Here is a 17,028-nt window from a genome sequence, read left to right on the forward strand (position 1 = left end):
TATTTATCATTAATATTGCGACCTGATGAACCTGGCGCCTCCCGCATGAAAAGCAAAACCTCGCTGCCCGTCTCCTATCGTCTCGCCGTCACCTCGCGCGTGCTGGCTGCCGTGGTGGGCGGTTATCTGATGGCCTCCCTGGCCAGTATCTGCCTGGCGCTGTGGATACCCACTTCCCGCGCTGATGCCGTGATCACCGGGATGATGAGTTCGTTCGTGTTCTACCTGCTCGCCGTGCTCTGGTGTTTCGCCTGCCGCAGCGCCGCGCGCGCCTGGTTTGGCGTGATGTTACCGAGCGCGGCATTTGCCACCCTGGCGGGTGTGGGCTTCTGGATGGCGCGCACATGAAAGAGGGTTTCCGCCAGGCCATGGCCTGGTTGCACACTTGGGCGGGCCTGATCTTTGGCTGGCTGCTGTTTGCGATTTTCCTGACAGGCACCTTGGCGTATTTCAAGGATGAGATCAGCCATTGGATGCAGCCTGAAGTGCAGGCCCGTGCCCTGGACGATGCACGCAGTCTGACGGCCGCCCAGACCTATTTGCAGCAGGTCGCGCCGACCGCTGCGCGTTGGTTCATCACCCTGCCGGACAGCCGCGACCCCGGTCTGTCGGTGATGTGGCAAGACAAGGTCGACCCTGGCAAACGCGGCAACTTCATCCAGAAAACCCTCGACCCTGTCACGGGCCAGGCCGTGGAAGCCCGTGAAAGCATGGGCGGCGAATTCTTCTATCGGTTCCACTTCCAGCTGCAAATGCCCCATCCCTGGGGCCGCTGGCTCTCGACCATCGCCGCGATGGTGATGTTCGTCGCCTTGATCACCGGCATCATCACGCACAAGAAAATCTTCAAGGACTTCTTCACCTTCCGCCCCCGCAAGGGCCAGCGTTCCTGGCTCGACGGGCATAACGCGGTGGGGGTGCTGGTATTGCCCTTCCACCTGATGATTACCTACAGCAGTCTGGTGATCTTCATGAGCATGGTGATGCCGGCCCCGATCATTGCTTCCTATGGCAATGACAGCCGGGCCTTTTTCAGCGAAGTGTTTCCGAATACCAACAACGCGCCAGCCCTGGGCCAGCCAGGCACATTGCTGCCGCTGACGCCGATGTACGAGCAAGCACGGGCGCAATGGGACGGTGGCCACGTGGGGCGCGTCGCTGTGAACAACCCCAGTGATGTGAACGCCTCGGTCAATGTGTTCCGCGCGGGTTCCGACAGCGTGGTGCATGACTTCGGCAGCACCGTCTCCTTCAACGGCACCACCGGCGAGCTGTTGCGGGTCAGTGGCGGGCAGTCGCTTCCTGCTGCCATCGGCGGCACGTTCTATGGCCTGCACATGGGGCATTTCGCCGGGCCGGTGCTGCGCTGGTTGTACTTTATCTGCGGCCTGGCGGGCACGGCGATGATCGGCACCGGTCTGGTGATCTGGCTCGGCAAGCGCCAGCTCAAACATGCCAAAGCGGCGGCAATGCCTTTTGAATTACGCTTGGTGGAAGTCCTGAACATCGCCAGCATGTCCGGGTTGATGATCGCCATCGCGGCGTTTTTCTGGGCTAACCGGTTGTTGCCGGTCAGTTTCGCCGAGCGTTCCGACTGGGAAGTGCAGACCTTCTTCATCGCCTGGGGCCTGAGCCTGTTGCATGCGGTCCTGCGCCGAGGCCGTCCGGGCTGGGTCGAGCAACTGAGCGTTGGCGCGCTGCTGTTTAGCGCCATTCCATTGCTCAACGCCTTGACGACGTCGCACCACCTCGGTGTTTCGTTGAGAACCGGCGACTGGGCCATGGCGGGTTTCGACCTGACGTGTCTGGCCAGCGGTGTGTTCCTCGCGTGGGCCGCCTGGAAGATGCAGCATCGCACCGCGCCTGCGACCAAGGCTGCGCGCGCACGCCCATTGACGCTGAAGCAGGAGGCCAACTGAATGCTCCTCGCACTGCTGATGTGCTATGCCGGATTCACCGCACTCTGCCTGTCCACCGACCGTCACCACGGCGAGTTACTGCGCCGCAAACCCTCGCCCCGTCGACGCCTGGGCTTGCGTGTGATCGGTTGGATGCTGCTGGTGGTGTCGATCTGGCCGGCGGTGGACGTCGCCGGATGGGGCCAGGGCCTGGTGGAGTGGTGCGCCGTGCTGATGCTCAGCGCATTGCTGCTGGTGCTGTTGTTGCCGTATCGGCCACGGCTGGCCTTGATCCTGGCGGGCGTCGGCCTGCTCGCCAGCCCTGTTGCAGCCTTCGCCACCCTCTGAGCCCGCCCATGATGATCAGCACGCCACCCGAATCCCAGGACAGCCAGCACGCTGACGCGGCAGGCGGGCGTGCGCATTTTCTGCAGGTGTTTTTGTCCCAGCGTTCGCAGATGGAGGCCTTGGTGAGTCGCCGCGTCGGCTGCCGCGCCACGGCGGCCGACCTGGTGCAGGATCTGTTCCTGCGTTTCTGGCGCCGGCCTTTGGTACAGGTCGAGGAACTCAGCACTTACCTGCTGCGCTGCGCCGGCAACATCGCCATCGATCACCTGCGCAGCGAAGGCGCGCGGGCGCGCAGCAGTGAAGGCTGGTTGCCCGAACAGCAAGACAACCAAGGTTCAGAACCCCAGGCGGCACTGGAAGCCGGCAATGATCTGCGTCACGTCGAAGCGGCCTTGCGCAGCCTGCCCGAGCGCACGCGGCAGATTTTCCTGCTCAACCGCATCCATGGCCGCAAGTACGCGCAAATCGCCAAGGCGATGGGCCTGTCCCAAAGCGCCGTGGAAAAACATATGATGCGTGCCCTCGAAGCCTGCAAAGCCAGCCTTCGCGAACCCTCATCCCCACGCACGCCAGGGAAAGCACCGTGAACGTCACCCCTACGCCCGCCCAGGAACAAGCAGCACTGGCCTGGCTGAGTCTGCTGCATGACCAGCCCAGCGGTGGTGACCAGGCCACGTTCAGCCAGTGGCTGCGGGCTGACCCGGCGCACGTCGAGGCCTATGCCCAGGCCCAGGTGCTGTGGGAGTTGAGCGAAGTGCCAGCGCGCAAGCTCGCGGACGAAGAGGCGTTGGTGTTGCAGGGTTATCTCAACGCGATGAACCCTTCGAAGCGCTCGCGGGTGGCGCGTTGGTCTGGCGCGTTGGCGATGGCCGCCTGTCTGCTGTTGATGGTGTCCATGGGCGTCGGATGGCAGCCGTCACGCTGGGTTGATGATTTCGGCGCCGACTACGTGACGGCGCCGGGCGAAGTCAAAACCGTCACGCTGGCCGACCAATCCCAAGTGACCCTTGATGCCGACAGCGCCATCGCCGTGGACTTCACCCAGGGCGAACGGCATATCCAGTTGCGCCGCGGGGCCGGCTTTTTCAGCGTGACCCACACCGGGCAATCTTTTGTGGTGGAGGCGGGCAGTGGTGAAGCGCGGGTGCTGGGTACACAATTTGAAGTGCGCCTGCAGCCGGCAGGCGCTGAGGTGACGGTGTTGTCCGGGCGGGTTGGCGTGACGCCGTCCAAGCAGGGTCAACAGCAAATTCTTACGGCAGGGCAGCAGGTGGCCTACGCCGAGGGCGTCGCCGACGCCCTGCACGCGGTCGACAGCGAATCACGCCTGGCCTGGCGCGACGGTTGGCTCAACTATTACAAAGCGCCGTTGGCGGACGTGGTCAAGGACCTGGAGCGTTATTACCCAGGTCGCATTCTGTTGCTCAACAAAGAGATGGGTGCCAAGCGCGTCAGCGGCAGTTTCCCGAGCAAGGACCCGCAGGCCGTGTTGAATGCGTTGCAAGCCGTGCTTGGCTTCGAACAGCACACATTATTGGGACGGATGATCGTGGTGCGCTGATTATTTCAGCGCCGCCATGATTTTTTCCGGTGCGTAATCGCGAATCAGCGTGCCGTTCACGTCCACGAACGGAATTCCGCCCCCGCCCAACGCCTCATACGCCTTGCGCGCCTGGGCATCTTTCTCGATATCGAACGCCTGGTAGGGAATGCCCTTCTGGTCCAGAAAGCGGCGGATCTGCTTGCAGTACCCGCACCACTCGGTGGAATAGAGCACCACACGCGCCGAAGTGCGCACGTGCTCCGGCGCCACCTGCGACGGGTTGAACACCCGCTCGATCTTGCCCCAGTTCTGGATCACTACCACCACCAGCAACACCAGCAGGACTTTCTTGAAAACCCCGCCAAGCATCAGTTACGGCGCTTGAGCTGATCAGTCAGTTGAGTCGGCAGGCCCTTGATGATCAAGGTGCCGGCGGCTTCGTCGTATTCGATCTTGTCGCCCAGCAGATGGGCTTCAAAGCTGATGGACAAACCCTCGGCGCGGCCGGTGAAACGGCGGAACTGGTTGAGCGTGCGCTTATCCGCCGGGATCTCCGGCGACAGGCCGTAGTCCTTGTTGCGGATATGGTCATAGAACGCCTTAGGCCGATCTTCATCGATCAACCCCGACAGTTCTTCCAGGCCCATCGGCTCGCCGAGCTTGGCCTGGCTGCTGGCGTAGTCCACCAAGGTCTTGGTTTTCTCGCGAGCGGACTCGTCCGGCAAATCTTCGCTTTCGACGAAGTCGCTGAACGCCTTGAGCAGGGTACGGGTCTCGCCCGGACCGTCGACGCCTTCCTGGCAGCCGATGAAGTCGCGGAAATACTCCGAGACCTTCTTGCCGTTCTTGCCCTTGATAAAGGAAATGTACTGCTTGGACTGCTTGTTGTTCTGCCACTCGGACACGTTGATGCGTGCCGCCAGGTGCAGCTGGCCGAGGTCCAGGTGGCGCGACGGGGTCACGTCCAGCTCGTCGGTCACCGCCACGCCTTCGCTGTGGTGCAGCAGGGCGATGGCCAGGTAGTCGGTCATGCCTTGCTGGTAGTGGGCAAACAACACATGGCCGCCGGTGGAGAGGTTGGACTCTTCCATCAGTTTTTGCAGGTGCTCGACCGCCGTGCGACTGAAGGTGGTGAAATCCTGGCCACCGTCGAAATACTCCTTCAACCAGCCGCTGAACGGGTGCGCGCCGGACTCGGCGTGGAAGAAACCCCAGGCCTTGCCTTGTTTGGCGTTGTAGCTCTCGTTGAGGTCGGCAAGCATGTTCTCGATGGCGGCCGACTCGGCAAGCTCGGAGTCGCGGGCGTGGAGAACTGCGGGTGTGCCGTCGGGTTTTTTGTCGATCAGGTGGACGATGCAATGACGGATCGGCATAGGCTTCTCGGCTGGTTGAAGGGGAGCAGTTGGCCTCCCCGAAAAGTCGCCCAGTGTACCGCACCCATTGGCCAAGACACGCTTCGAAGGCGGTTTTGGGCACCCTCCGACGGTCTATATGCCTTTTTTTCACGGTTTAGAGCGATAAAGCTGACCAAATGGGTAGGTAGAAGCGGATATTTCCCCGTCTCTGTGCTAGTTTTGCCCCGTCTTACGCCAAGTCTCGGCGATAAGCGTGCATTCAGCATCTGTCAGGTCGAACCAATCCCCGTTTCAAGCATCTATAACCCCGATCTCCGTGGTTATAGCCGGGGGTGCCAGGCCATGACGGTCAGGCTCGACGGCTGACACTGCACTCTGCAATCCATATGAATTTGATAGGGAAGGAACACCACAATGGCTTTGACTAAAGACCAACTGATCGCTGATATCGCTGAAGCTATCGACGCGCCGAAAACCACCGCGCGCGCAGCTCTGGACCAACTGGGCCAGATCGTTGCCGATCAGCTGGAAAACGGCGGCGAAATCACTCTGCCAGGTATCGGCAAGCTGAAAGTGACCGAGCGTCCTGCCCGTACTGGCCGTAACCCTTCGACTGGCGCTGCCATCGAAATCGCTGCCAAGAAAGTTATCAAGCTGGTTGTGGCCAAAGGCCTGACCGACGCTGTTAACAAGTAAGATGCGGTAAAAAAACCGTGCACCGGAGTGATCCGGGCACGGTTTTTTGTTGCCTGGGATTTGTGCTTAACGCACCCAGCGCTGACGCCAGATCTGCTGTTCGTTCTTGGTCTGGAAGGTCCATGCCACGAAACGGCTCTGCTTCTGGCCCTGGGACATTTCCACTACCTGGCTTTCCAGAACACCGGCTTTTTTCAGGGCTGTCTCGATCGCGGGCAAGTTCGACGCTTTTGACACAAGGGTGCTGAACCACAGCACTTTATGAGCAAAGTGTGCGCTCTCGGCAATGAGTTGCGTCACAAAGCGCGCTTCACCGCCTTCACACCACAGCTCGGCCGATTGGCCACCAAAGTTCAGCACCGGCAACTTGCGCTTGGGATCCGCCTTGCCCAAGGCGCGCCACTTGCGTTCGCTGCCCTTGGTCGCCTCATCCATCGACGCGTGGAAGGGCGGGTTGCACATGGTCAGGTCAAAGCGCTCGCCCGGCTCCAGCAAGCCCAGCAGGATCTGTTTGGGATTGGTTTGCTGGCGCAATTGGATGACCTTGCTCAGGTCGTTGGACTGCACGATGGCCCTGGCTGCGGCGACGGCTATAGGGTCGACTTCCGAACCGAGGAAATTCCAACGGTATTCCATGTAGCCAATCAGCGGGTAGACGCAGTTGGCGCCCATGCCGATGTCCAGCACCTTGACGATAGAGCCGCGCGGGATCTTGCCGTCGTTGGTACTGGCCAGCAGGTCGGCGAGGAAGTGCACGTAGTCTGCACGCCCCGGTACCGGCGGGCACAGGTAGTCGGCCGGGATGTCCCAGTGCTGGATGCCATAGAACGCTTTCAGCAGCGCTCGGTTGAACACACGCACTGCATCCGGGCTGGCAAAGTCGATACTTTCCTTGCCGTATGGGTTGATGATCACGAATTGCGCCAGTTCCGGCGTGGTCTTGATCAGCGCCGGGAAGTCGTAACGGCCTGTGTGGCGGTTGCGCGGATGCAGGGTGGCCTCCTTGCGCGGCACAACGGGCTTGGTCGTGGCTGCGGTTTTAGGCTTCTTGCGCGGAGGTTTTGGCGTGCTGGGGGCGGTCATGATGATTCTGGTGTTGGCTCAAAGTGGTGGGCATTGTCACACATCTTGAGCGCAACTCGGTCAAATGTGGGCGCGGGCTTGCTCGCGAAGGCAGTATATCGGATACACATTCAGTGACTGACCCAGCGCTTTCGCGAGCAAACCCGCTCCCACATTGACCGCGTTGCCAGCAGGAGATCGGAAATGTCCAGGCAAAAAAAAGAGACCCGAAGGTCTCTTTTTTCACACGGCTCACACCTTACAGGCTGGAGATCCGCGCATGTTGCTCCGCCAGCTTGCCCAGGGCCTGTTCAGCCTCGGCCAGCTTGGCGCGTTCTTTCTCGATCACTTCAGCTGGGGCCTTGTCGACGAAGGCCGCGTTGGACAGCTTGCCGCCCACTCGTTGCACTTCGCCTTGCAGGCGGCCGATTTCCTTGTCGAGACGTGCCAGTTCGGCGCCCTTGTCGATCAGGCCCGCCATCGGCACCAACACTTCCATCTCGCCAACCAGCGCGGTGGCGGACAGCGGTGCTTCGGCGTCGGCCGCCAAGACGGTGATCGATTCCAGCTTCGCCAGCTTCTTGAGCAGTGGATCATTTTCGGTGAGGCGACGCTGATCTTCCGCACTGGCGTTCTTCACAAACACGGCCAATGGCTTGCCCGGCCCGATGTTCATTTCGGCGCGGATGTTACGCGTGCCCATCATCAGGGTCTTGAGCCATTCGATATCGCTTTCGGCCGCTTCATCGATGCGTGCTTCGTTGGCCACTGGCCAAGGTTGCAGCATGATGGTCTTGCCTTCGATACCGGCCAGCGGCGCCAGGCGCTGCCAGATTTCTTCGGTGATGAATGGCATGAACGGGTGGGCCAGGCGCAGCGCCACTTCCAGCACGCGCACCAGGGTGCGACGGGTGCCGCGCTGGCGCTCGACCGGCGCGTTTTCGTCCCACAGTACCGGCTTGGACAGTTCCAGGTACCAGTCGCAATACTGGTTCCAGATGAACTCGTACAAGGCCTGTGCGGCCAGGTCGAAACGGAACTGGTCGAGTTGGCGGGTCACTTCGGCTTCGGTGCGCTGCAGCTGCGAGATGATCCAGCGGTCGGCCAGGCTCAACTCATAGGCTTCGCCGTTCTGGCCGCAGTCTTCGCCTTTGTCCAATACGTAGCGCGCCGCGTTCCAGATCTTGTTGCAGAAGTTGCGATAGCCTTCGACGCGGCCCATGTCGAACTTGATGTCGCGACCGGTGGACGCCAGTGAGCAGAACGTGAAGCGCAGGGCGTCGGTGCCGTAGCTGGCGATGCCGTCGGCAAATTCGTCGCGGGTTTGCTTCTCGATCTTCTTCGCCAGTTTCGGCTGCATCAGGCCCGAGGTGCGTTTCTGCACCAGGGTTTCCAGGTCGATACCGTCGATGATGTCCAGCGGGTCCAGCACATTGCCCTTGGACTTGGACATCTTCTGGCCCTGGCCATCACGCACCAGGCCGTGCACGTACACGGTCTTGAACGGCACTTGCGGCGTGCCATCCTCGTTTTTCACCAGGTGCATGGTCAGCATGATCATCCGGGCAACCCAGAAGAAAATGATGTCGAAACCGGTGACCAGCACGTCGGTGGAGTGGAATTTCTTGAGGAATTCGGTCTGCTGCGGCCAGCCCAGGGTGGAGAAGGTCCACAGGCCCGAGCTGAACCATGTGTCCAGTACGTCGTTGTCCTGTTGCAGCGCAATGTCGGCACCGAGGTTGTGCTTGGCGCGCACTTCAGCTTCGTCACGGCCTACGTAGACCTTGCCCGACTCGTCGTACCAGGCCGGAATGCGGTGGCCCCACCACAGTTGACGGCTGATGCACCAATCCTGGATGTCACGCATCCACGAGAAATACATGTTCTCGTACTGTTTCGGCACGAACTGGATGCGGCCATCTTCCACGGCGGCGATGGCAGGTTCTGCCAACGGCTTGGTGGAGACGTACCACTGGTCGGTCAGCCACGGCTCGATCACGGTGCCGGAGCGGTCGCCCTTCGGCACTTTCAGGGCGTGGTCGTCAACGCTGACCAGCAAACCGGCAGCGTCGAAGGCAGCGACGATCTGCTTGCGTGCTTCGAAACGGTCGAGGCCTGCGTATTCGGCCGGAATCTTGCCGTCGATGCTGTCGTTCAGCGTGCCGTCCAGGTTGAACACCTGGCAGGCCGGCAGTACGGCGGCGTTTTTGTCGAAGATATTCAGCAGCGGCAGGTTGTGGCGCTTGCCGACTTCGTAGTCGTTGAAATCGTGGGCCGGGGTGATTTTCACGCAGCCGGTGCCGAATTCAGGGTCGCAGTAGTCGTCTGCAATGATCGGGATGCGCCGGCCGACCAATGGCAGCTCGACGAACTTGCCGATCAGCGCCTGGTAGCGCTCGTCAGTCGGGTTAACTGCAACGGCGGCATCGCCGAGCATGGTTTCCGGACGGGTGGTGGCGACGATCAGGTAGTCGTTGCCTTCAGCGGTCTTGGCGCCGTCGGCCAGCGGGTACTTGAGGTTCCACAGGAAGCCTTTCTCATCGTGGTTTTCCACTTCGAGGTCGGAAATCGCCGTGTGCAGCTTGGTGTCCCAGTTGACCAGACGCTTGCCGCGGTAGATCAGTCCGTCTTCATGCAGACGCACGAAGGCTTCTTTCACGGCTTCCGACAGGCCGTCGTCCATGGTGAAGCGCTCGCGGCTCCAGTCCACGGACGAGCCCAGGCGACGAATCTGACGGCTGATATTGCCGCCGGATTGGTCCTTCCATTCCCAGATCTTTTCCAGGAATTTCTCGCGCCCCAAGTCGTGGCGACTCTGGCCGGTGGCTTCGAGTTGGCGTTCCACCAGCATCTGGGTGGCGATACCGGCGTGGTCGGTGCCCGGTTGCCACAGGGTGTTGCGGCCCTGCATACGGCGGAAACGTATCAACGCATCCATGATCGCATTGTTGAAGCCATGGCCCATGTGCAGGCTGCCAGTGACGTTCGGTGGCGGAATCATGATGGTGTAGGAATCGCCCGCGCCTTGCGGGGCGAAATAATTCTCGGACTCCCAGGTCTGGTACCAGGAAGTTTCAATAGCGTGCGGCTGGTAGGTCTTATCCATGCGCGGCGGGACCCTAGTTGGCATTAATTCAGGAAAGCCGACAAGTATAACGGGGGATAGGGCGCAGGGCGAGGTGAAGACAGGCTTGAGATGTACGCAGAGCAAATGTGGCAGCGGGCTTGCTGGCGAAAGCGGTGTGGCAGTCAGCTCAGGCGTTGACTGATCCAGCGCTTTCGCCAGCAAGCCCGCTCCCGCAGGGTGACGTGTATGGCTTAAGACTGGTATTGGCTGAGCAACCGCTCCATGCGCGCATCCAGCCGGCGCTTGATCTCGGTTTCGATATGCGGGGCAAAGTCGTCGATCACGTCTTGCATGATCAGTTGCGCGGCAGCGCGCAGTTCGTTGTCCAGGTGCAGCAGCAGGGCATCTGGGCCTTTTTCAGCAGGCGCAGGTTCGACGGCGGGGGCCACGGCGACGGGCTCCGGCGCGACGGGTTTGCCGCCGACCATGTCGAACAACAGCGGAATCTGTACCTCGCCCTCGACCGGTTCGGTCAACAGCGGCGGTTGCAAGTCATCATCACCCAGCAACTGACGGATCGACTCGAGGTCGTCCAGCAGGTGGTCATCTTTTTTTAGAGGGTTTGGAGTGTCCATCGTGTGCTCAAAGTCGTTGTAGCCGGTGATCCTGCAGAGGATAGCCCTGTTCGCGGTAGAAACGGAAACTCTCCCGCGCGGCCTGACGAATAGCCGGATCCTCAACCACCACTTCCGCCACACGGGCGAATGCCTTGGCGAACGGCGGTACTTTCAGGTCCAGGTTGACCAGCAGGTCCTGGTGGTCGCCGCAACTGTCTCCCAAACCCAGGACAACCAGGCCTTCAGGTTCAGATTCGGCGGGGCCGTGGGGCACGAAGCTTTCGCCCTTGAAACGCCAGAGGCGGGCATCCAGCTCATCGCGTTGGGCGGCATCGCTGCAATGCAGGTAGATGCGGTGGCCCATGCGCCAGGCTTTTTCGGTGAGTTTGCAGGCAAAGTCCAGGCGCGCGAGCGGGTCGGCGCTGGGCAATATATAGAAGTCGACTTGGGTCATTGCATTTCCTGGGCTTGCGCATCCCCCCGCAGGACCGGGCAAGCCGGCTCCTGCAGGGGGATTGCGTTTAGGCCTTGGCGCGGTCCAGCAGGTACTGGGTCAGCAGGGGAACCGGACGGCCGGTGGCGCCCTTGTCCTTGCCGCCGCTGGTCCAGGCCGTGCCCGCGATGTCCAGGTGGGCCCAGTTGAAGTTCTTGGCAAAGCGCGACAGGAAGCAAGCAGCAGTGATGGTGCCGGCTTTCGGGCCGCCGATGTTGGCGATGTCGGCGAACGGGCTGTCCAGTTGTTCCTGGTACTCATCGAACAGCGGCAATTGCCAGGCACGGTCGTCAGCGGCTTTACCGGCGCTGAGCAGTTGCTCGATCAGTTCGTCGCTGTTGCCCAACAGGCCCGAAGTGTGGGAACCCAGGGCGACGATGCAGGCACCGGTCAGGGTCGCGATGTCGATCACGGCCTGTGGCTTGAAGCGCTCGGCGTAGGTCAGCGCGTCGCACAGCACCAGGCGGCCTTCGGCGTCGGTGTTGAGGATTTCGACGGTCTGGCCGCTCAGGGTGGTGACGATGTCGCCCGGACGGGTCGCGCCGCCGCTCGGCATGTTCTCGGCGCAGGCCAGGATGCACACCAGGTTGATCGGCAGCTTGAGTTCCAGCACAGCACGCAGGGTGCCGAACACGCTGGCGGCGCCGCCCATGTCGTACTTCATCTCGTCCATGCCCAGGCCCGGCTTGAGGCTGATGCCGCCGGTGTCGAAGGTGATGCCTTTACCGACCAGTGCGTAAGGCTTCTCGGACTTCTTGCCGCCGTTGTATTGCATGACGATCAGGCGTGGCGGCTGGTCGCTGCCCTGGCCCACGGCATAGAACGAGCCCATGCCCAGTTCCTTGATCTTCTTCTCGTCCAGCACTTCGACTTTCAGGCCCTTGAACTCTTTGCCCAGCGCCTTGGCTTGTTCGCCGAGGAAGGTCGGGTGGCAAATGTTCGGCGGCAAGTTGCCCAGGTCGCGGGTGAACGACATGCCGTTGGCGATCGCTTGTGCGTGGGTCACGGCGCGCTCGACTTCAGCCTGGGCGGCCTTGATGGTCAGCAGGGTGATTTTTTTCAGCGCGCGGGGTTCGGCTTTGGTGCTCTTGAACTGGTCGAAGACATAACCGCCATCCACCAGGCTCTCGGCCAGCAGGCGAGTCTTGCCATAGCTGTCGCGGCCTTTGACCACGACTTCGTCGAGCGCCAGCGCGGCGTCAGTGCCGCCCAGGCCCTTGAGGGTGGTGAGGATGCCGCTGATGATTTTGCGGAATGGACGGTCGCCCAGTTCAGCGTCCTTGCCCACGCCCACCAGTAATACGCGGTCGGCCTTGAGGTTAGGCAGGCTCTGCAGCAGCAGGCTCTGGCCGACTTTGCCGGCCAGGTCGCCGCGCTTGAGCACTGCGCTGATGGCGCCGCCGCTGAGTTCGTCGAGTTGCTTGGCGGCAACGCCGAGCTTGCGGCCTTCGCCGATGGCGACCACGAGGGTGGCGGTTTTCAACGTTTCGGGGCTAACGCTTTTTACAACCAATTCCATTTTCGGGTCCCTTATAAAGGTCGGTTAGCCAGGAGTCTGTACTCCGGCTTTAATACCAGGCAGCTGTGTAAGCCGCCGGCGACAAAGGCCGCAGTTTGAACCTCGCCGGCGGAGCCTGACAACCCTTGTCACCCGCTTTGTGCATGCGCATGAGGTTGCGCAGTGACAGGCGCGGTCAATCACAGGATAATGCGCCATCTTTTTAGTCGGCCCCTGCAAATGGGCTGGCTCGGTATGCTTGCTTGTTTGGCCGCCTTAGCCTGACAACCCTGGAGTGTCTGGTTTGATCGTCTTCCGTTATCTGTCCCGCGAAGTCCTGTTGACCCTGAGTGCCGTGAGTGCGGTGTTGCTGGTCATCATCATGAGTGGTCGTTTCGTCAAATACCTGGCTCAAGCCGCCTCGGGCGCCCTGGATCCGGGCTCGCTGTTCCTGATCATGGGCTTTCGCCTGCCGGGCTTCCTGCAGCTGATCCTGCCGCTCGGCCTGTTCCTCGGGATCCTGCTGGCTTACGGCCGCCTGTACCTCGAAAGCGAAATGACCGTGCTTTCGGCCACCGGCATGAGCCAGCAGCGCCTGCTGGGCATGACCATGATCCCGGCCGCCGGCGTCGCGCTGATCGTGGCCTGGCTGAGCCTGAGCCTGGCCCCCCAGGGCGCCATGCAGTTCCAGCTGGTCCTGAACAAACAGGACGCGATGACCGAGTTCGACACCCTCGAACCGGGCCGCTTCCAGGCGCTCAATGACGGTTCGCGTGTGACCTACACCGAAACCATGACCGACGACCGCGCCAACCTGGGCGGTGTGTTCATCTCCGAGAAGCGTCTGGGTCAGGACAAGAAAGATCGTGGTATTTCCGTGCTGGTGGCCGATTCAGGTCGCCAGGAAGTGCGTCCTGACGGCAGTCGCTACCTGATCCTGGAAAATGGCTATCGCTACGATGGCAGTCCGGGCATGGCTGATTACCGTGCGATCAAGTACGACACCTATGGGGTGATGCTGGCTCGTCCGGATATCAGCGACGAAGTCACCGACCGCGACGCCATCCCGACCACCGAGCTGTTCGGTAGCAAGGAACTGCGCTCGATCGCCGAGTTGCAATGGCGGATTTCCTTGCCGTTGCTGGTGTTCATCGTGACCTTGATGGCGGTGCCGCTGTCCCGCGTCAACCCACGTCAGGGTCGCTTCCTCAAGCTGTTACCGGCGATCCTGCTGTACATGGCGTACCTCACCATTCTGATTTCCGCCCGTGGCTCCCTGGAGAAAGGCAAGCTGTCGCCGACCCTGGGGCTGTGGTGGGTGCACGGGATCTTCCTGGTGATTGGCCTGGGCCTGCTGTATTGGGAACCGATCCGTTTGAAAATGAAGAGCCGTCGTGGCCAGAAGGAGTTGGCTCGTGGCTAAGCTCGATCGCTACATTGGTAGCAGCGTACTGATCGCCATCCTGGCGGTACTGGGCATCATCCTCGGGCTGGCATCGTTGTTCGCCTTCATCGATGAAGTCGGCAACGTCACCGACACCTACACCGTGTGGGACGTGCTGAGCTATGTGGGCCTCACCGCGCCGCGCCGTCTGTACGACATGATGCCGATGGCCGCGCTGATCGGCTGCCTGATCGGCCTGGGCAGCCTGGCCAGCAACAGCGAACTGACCATCATGCGCGCCGCCGGCGTTTCCATCGGTCGTATCGTATGGGCGGTCATGAAGCCCATGCTGCTGCTGATGGCGTGCAGCGTACTGATCGGCGAATACGTGGCCCCACCGGCGGAAACCACGGCCCAGGCCAATCGCGCCCTGGCCCAGGGTTCGGGCGATGCGCAAAGCGCCAAGCACGGCCTGTGGCACCGCCAGGGTGATGAATTCATCCATATCAACGCCGTGCAGCCGGGCGGCCTGTTGATTGGTGTGACCCGCTACACGTTCGACAAAGAACGTCATTTGCTGGAGTCCAGCTTCGCCAAACGTGCGCAGTACAGCGGCGAAAAATGGCAACTCAGCGACGTTACCACCACCAACTTCCGTAATGTCGGCCAAGGCACCAAGGCCAGCACCGAAGTGATCAATGTGCCGAGCCAGGAGTGGGACATTGCCCTCAAGCCGGAATTGTTGAATACCGTGGTGATGATCCCTGAAAGTCTGCCGATCTCCGGGCTGTGGGGTTATATCCACTACCTGAAGGACCAAGGCTTGAACAACGGCCGTTATTGGCTGGCATTTTGGGTCAAGGTGTTGCAACCCGTGGTGACTGCCGCGTTGGTGCTGATGGCGATTTCCTTCATCTTTGGTCCGCTGCGTTCCGTAACGCTGGGGCAGCGCGTATTCACGGGTGTACTGGTGGGCTTCACGTTCCGCATCGCCCAGGACCTGCTGGGCCCATCGAGCCTGGTGTTCGGCTTCTCGCCGCTGTTTGCGGTGCTGGTGCCCACGGCGATTTGCGCCCTGGCCGGCTTCTGGCTACTGCGCCGGGCCGGTTGATTCCGCGCTTATGAACAAAAAATGCCCCGGTCGGTAGATCGGGGCATTTTTGTTCTGGTCAGCAAAGATGACGTCTGGCCTGAGCATCAGGTACAATTCCCGGCTATTTTTCAGCGGGCAATCTGCCTGCAGCCTTTTTGAGTGTTGATCCGTGAGTGATTTGAGTCATATCCGCAATTTCTCCATCATCGCCCACATTGACCATGGCAAGTCGACGCTGGCCGATCGATTCATCCAGATGTGCGGCGGCCTTGCCGAGCGTGAAATGGAAGCCCAGGTCCTGGACTCCATGGACCTCGAGCGCGAGCGCGGGATCACCATCAAGGCCCACAGCGTTACGCTGTATTACAAAGCCAAAGACGGCATCACCTACCAGCTGAACTTCATTGACACCCCGGGCCACGTTGACTTCACCTACGAAGTCAGCCGTTCCCTGGCGGCCTGTGAAGGTGCCTTGCTGGTGGTCGACGCCGGCCAGGGCGTTGAAGCGCAGTCGGTTGCCAACTGCTACACCGCGATCGAGCAGGGCCTGGAAGTCATGCCCGTGCTGAACAAGATCGACCTGCCCCAGGCCGAGCCTGAGCGCGTCAAGGAAGAGATCGAGAAGATCATCGGCATCGACGCCACCGACGCCGTTACCTGCAGCGCCAAGACCGGCCTGGGTGTCGACGAAGTGCTCGAACGCCTGGTGCACACCATTCCAGCCCCGACCGGCAACTACGAAGATCCGCTGCAAGCGTTGATCATCGACTCCTGGTTCGACAACTACCTGGGCGTTGTGTCCCTGGTTCGCGTTCGTCACGGCCGCGTGAAGAAGGGCGACAAGATCCTGGTCAAGTCCACCGGCAAGATCCACCTGGTGGACAGCGTCGGTGTATTCAACCCCAAGCACACCGCGACCGTTGATCTGAAAGCCGGTGAAGTAGGCTTCATCATCGCCGGCATCAAGGACATTCACGGTGCACCGGTGGGTGACACCCTGACCCTGAGCTCCACGCCGGACGTCGACGTGCTGCCAGGCTTCAAGCGCATCCAGCCGCAGGTCTACGCCGGTCTGTTCCCGGTCAGCTCCGATGACTTCGAAGATTTCCGCGAAGCCCTGCAGAAGTTGACCCTCAACGACTCGTCGTTGCAGTACACCCCGGAAAGCTCCGACGCACTGGGCTTCGGCTTCCGCTGCGGCTTCCTGGGCATGCTGCACATGGAAATCATCCAGGAGCGCCTTGAGCGCGAATACGACCTGGACCTGATCACCACCGCGCCGACCGTTATTTTCGAGTTGTTGCTGAAAACCGGTGAAACGATTTACGTCGACAACCCGTCCAAGCTCCCGGATCTCTCGGCGATCGAAGACATGCGCGAGCCTATCGTGCGGGCCAATATCCTGGTGCCGCAGGAGCACCTGGGCAACGTCATTACGCTGTGTATCGAAAAGCGTGGCGTCCAGCGCGACATGCTGTTCCTCGGCACCCAGGTCCAAGTGACCTACGACATGCCGATGAACGAAGTGGTATTGGACTTCTTCGACCGCCTCAAATCCACCAGTCGCGGCTATGCTTCGCTGGATTACCATTTTGACCGTTACCAATCGGCTAATCTGGTGAAACTGGATGTATTGATCAACGGCGACAAGGTCGATGCCCTGGCACTGATCGTGCACAAGGACAACGCGCACTACAAAGGTCGCCAGTTGACCGAGAAGATGAAAGAGCTGATTCCGCGCCAGATGTTCGACGTCGCGATCCAGGCCGCCATTGGCGGGCAGATCATTGCGCGGACCTCCGTCAAGGCACTCAGAAAGAACGTACTGGCCAAATGCTACGGCGGTGACGTAAGCCGTAAGCGCAAGCTGCTTGAGAAGCAAAAGGCCGGTAAAAAACGCATGAAGCAAGTAGGTAACGTGGAAGTTCCACAAGAAGCCTTCCTTGCGGTGCTCAGGTTGGATAGTTAGGTCCT

General features: G+C 60.9%; 16 protein-coding genes. 9 read left to right on the forward strand and 7 right to left on the reverse strand.

Annotated features, from left to right (window positions below; all coding sequences use genetic code 11):
- The first annotated feature begins 45 nt into the window (after positions 1–45).
- The 5 genes from PF1751_RS05095 to PF1751_RS05115 are packed head-to-tail and all read left to right on the forward strand — an operon-like array spanning position 46 to position 3,807.
- Positions 46–348, forward strand: coding sequence for a DUF3649 domain-containing protein (locus tag PF1751_RS05095; protein WP_010212901.1), 303 nt, complete (start codon positions 46–48; stop codon positions 346–348).
- Positions 345–1,919, forward strand: coding sequence for a PepSY-associated TM helix domain-containing protein (locus PF1751_RS05100; RefSeq protein WP_044286680.1), 1,575 nt, complete (start codon positions 345–347; stop codon positions 1,917–1,919). Before PF1751_RS05095 ends, PF1751_RS05100 begins: the two co-directional genes overlap by 4 nt.
- Positions 1,920–2,246, forward strand: coding sequence for a DUF3325 domain-containing protein (locus tag PF1751_RS05105; RefSeq protein ID WP_021491827.1), 327 nt, complete (start codon positions 1,920–1,922; stop codon positions 2,244–2,246).
- 8 nt (positions 2,247–2,254) lie between these two features.
- Positions 2,255–2,833 (forward strand): RNA polymerase sigma factor, encoded by a 579-nt coding sequence (locus PF1751_RS05110; protein ID WP_010212898.1) that lies wholly within the window; start codon positions 2,255–2,257, stop codon positions 2,831–2,833.
- Positions 2,830–3,807, forward strand: coding sequence for a FecR family protein (locus tag PF1751_RS05115; RefSeq protein ID WP_044286681.1), 978 nt, complete (start codon positions 2,830–2,832; stop codon positions 3,805–3,807). Before PF1751_RS05110 ends, PF1751_RS05115 begins: the two co-directional genes overlap by 4 nt.
- On the opposite strand, the gene PF1751_RS05120 is transcribed toward PF1751_RS05115, so the two are convergent.
- Complete coding sequence (locus tag PF1751_RS05120) at positions 3,808–4,158, reverse strand: glutaredoxin family protein (protein WP_010212895.1); 351 nt, start codon at positions 4,156–4,158, stop codon at positions 3,808–3,810.
- Positions 4,158–5,162: a nucleoid-associated protein YejK gene (yejK, locus tag PF1751_RS05125; protein ID WP_010212893.1), complete on the reverse strand. Its 1,005-nt coding sequence runs from the start codon at positions 5,160–5,162 to the stop codon at positions 4,158–4,160. The genes PF1751_RS05120 and yejK overlap by 1 nt, the downstream gene beginning before the upstream one ends.
- Before the next feature lie 396 nt (positions 5,163–5,558).
- Here yejK and PF1751_RS05130 point away from each other — a divergent pair, with 396 nt between their 5' ends.
- Entirely contained in the window at positions 5,559–5,840 is a 282-nt protein-coding gene (locus PF1751_RS05130) for an HU family DNA-binding protein (protein WP_005785131.1), read from the forward strand.
- A gap of 66 nt (positions 5,841–5,906) precedes the next feature.
- Here PF1751_RS05130 and rlmF read toward each other — a convergent pair whose 3' ends face one another.
- The 5 genes from rlmF to PF1751_RS05155 all read right to left on the reverse strand — a co-directional run bounded on the left by rlmF (position 5,907) and on the right by PF1751_RS05155 (position 12,598).
- The gene (gene rlmF, locus PF1751_RS05135; RefSeq protein ID WP_010212891.1) at positions 5,907–6,923 is read right to left on the reverse strand and encodes a 23S rRNA (adenine(1618)-N(6))-methyltransferase RlmF; all 1,017 of its coding nucleotides are present in this window, start codon (positions 6,921–6,923) and stop codon (positions 5,907–5,909) included.
- 238 nt (positions 6,924–7,161) lie between these two features.
- Positions 7,162–10,008, reverse strand: a complete 2,847-nt coding sequence (locus PF1751_RS05140) for a valine--tRNA ligase (protein ID WP_044286682.1) — start codon at positions 10,006–10,008, stop codon at positions 7,162–7,164.
- A gap of 212 nt (positions 10,009–10,220) precedes the next feature.
- Positions 10,221–10,604 (reverse strand): hypothetical protein, encoded by a 384-nt coding sequence (locus tag PF1751_RS05145; RefSeq protein WP_010212888.1) that lies wholly within the window; start codon positions 10,602–10,604, stop codon positions 10,221–10,223.
- A gap of 7 nt (positions 10,605–10,611) precedes the next feature.
- Positions 10,612–11,040, reverse strand: coding sequence for a DNA polymerase III subunit chi (locus tag PF1751_RS05150; RefSeq protein ID WP_010212887.1), 429 nt, complete (start codon positions 11,038–11,040; stop codon positions 10,612–10,614).
- Positions 11,041–11,107: 67 nt separating this feature from the next.
- On the reverse strand, positions 11,108–12,598 hold the full coding sequence (locus tag PF1751_RS05155) for a leucyl aminopeptidase (RefSeq protein ID WP_010212886.1): 1,491 nt from the start codon (positions 12,596–12,598) through the stop codon (positions 11,108–11,110).
- 283 nt (positions 12,599–12,881) lie between these two features.
- Between PF1751_RS05155 and lptF the strand changes: the two genes are divergently transcribed.
- The 3 genes from lptF to lepA all read left to right on the forward strand — a co-directional run bounded on the left by lptF (position 12,882) and on the right by lepA (position 17,023).
- Complete coding sequence (gene lptF, locus PF1751_RS05160) at positions 12,882–14,000, forward strand: LPS export ABC transporter permease LptF (RefSeq protein WP_042571699.1); 1,119 nt, start codon at positions 12,882–12,884, stop codon at positions 13,998–14,000.
- Positions 13,993–15,072, forward strand: a complete 1,080-nt coding sequence (gene lptG, locus PF1751_RS05165; RefSeq protein ID WP_044286683.1) for an LPS export ABC transporter permease LptG — start codon at positions 13,993–13,995, stop codon at positions 15,070–15,072. The genes lptF and lptG overlap by 8 nt, the downstream gene beginning before the upstream one ends.
- 151 nt (positions 15,073–15,223) lie before the next feature.
- A complete protein-coding gene (gene lepA, locus PF1751_RS05170) occupies positions 15,224–17,023 on the forward strand; it encodes a translation elongation factor 4 (RefSeq protein ID WP_003188853.1) in 1,800 nt (599 codons plus the stop codon).
- The last annotated feature ends 5 nt before the right edge of the window (positions 17,024–17,028 follow it).

Source organism: Pseudomonas simiae (assembly GCF_000934565.1).
In the GTDB taxonomy this organism is placed as follows: domain Bacteria; phylum Pseudomonadota; class Gammaproteobacteria; order Pseudomonadales; family Pseudomonadaceae; genus Aquipseudomonas; species Aquipseudomonas simiae.

What these genes read in the sequence shown, in the direction of transcription:
- PF1751_RS05095 (WP_010212901.1), top strand. Translation starts at nt 46, where the DNA reads ATGAAAAGCAAAACCTCGCTGCCCGTCTCCTATCGTCTCGCCGTCACC.
- PF1751_RS05100 (WP_044286680.1), top strand. Translation starts at nt 345, where the DNA reads ATGAAAGAGGGTTTCCGCCAGGCCATGGCCTGGTTGCACACTTGGGCG.
- PF1751_RS05105 (WP_021491827.1), top strand. Translation starts at nt 1,920, where the DNA reads ATGCTCCTCGCACTGCTGATGTGCTATGCCGGATTCACCGCACTCTGC.
- PF1751_RS05110 (WP_010212898.1), top strand. Translation starts at nt 2,255, where the DNA reads ATGATGATCAGCACGCCACCCGAATCCCAGGACAGCCAGCACGCTGAC.
- PF1751_RS05120 (WP_010212895.1), bottom strand. Translation starts at nt 4,158, where the DNA reads ATGCTTGGCGGGGTTTTCAAGAAAGTCCTGCTGGTGTTGCTGGTGGTG.
- yejK (WP_010212893.1), bottom strand. Translation starts at nt 5,162, where the DNA reads ATGCCGATCCGTCATTGCATCGTCCACCTGATCGACAAAAAACCCGAC.
- PF1751_RS05130 (WP_005785131.1), top strand. Translation starts at nt 5,559, where the DNA reads ATGGCTTTGACTAAAGACCAACTGATCGCTGATATCGCTGAAGCTATC.
- rlmF (WP_010212891.1), bottom strand. Translation starts at nt 6,923, where the DNA reads ATGACCGCCCCCAGCACGCCAAAACCTCCGCGCAAGAAGCCTAAAACC.
- PF1751_RS05140 (WP_044286682.1), bottom strand. Translation starts at nt 10,008, where the DNA reads ATGGATAAGACCTACCAGCCGCACGCTATTGAAACTTCCTGGTACCAG.
- PF1751_RS05145 (WP_010212888.1), bottom strand. Translation starts at nt 10,604, where the DNA reads ATGGACACTCCAAACCCTCTAAAAAAAGATGACCACCTGCTGGACGAC.
- PF1751_RS05150 (WP_010212887.1), bottom strand. Translation starts at nt 11,040, where the DNA reads ATGACCCAAGTCGACTTCTATATATTGCCCAGCGCCGACCCGCTCGCG.
- PF1751_RS05155 (WP_010212886.1), bottom strand. Translation starts at nt 12,598, where the DNA reads ATGGAATTGGTTGTAAAAAGCGTTAGCCCCGAAACGTTGAAAACCGCC.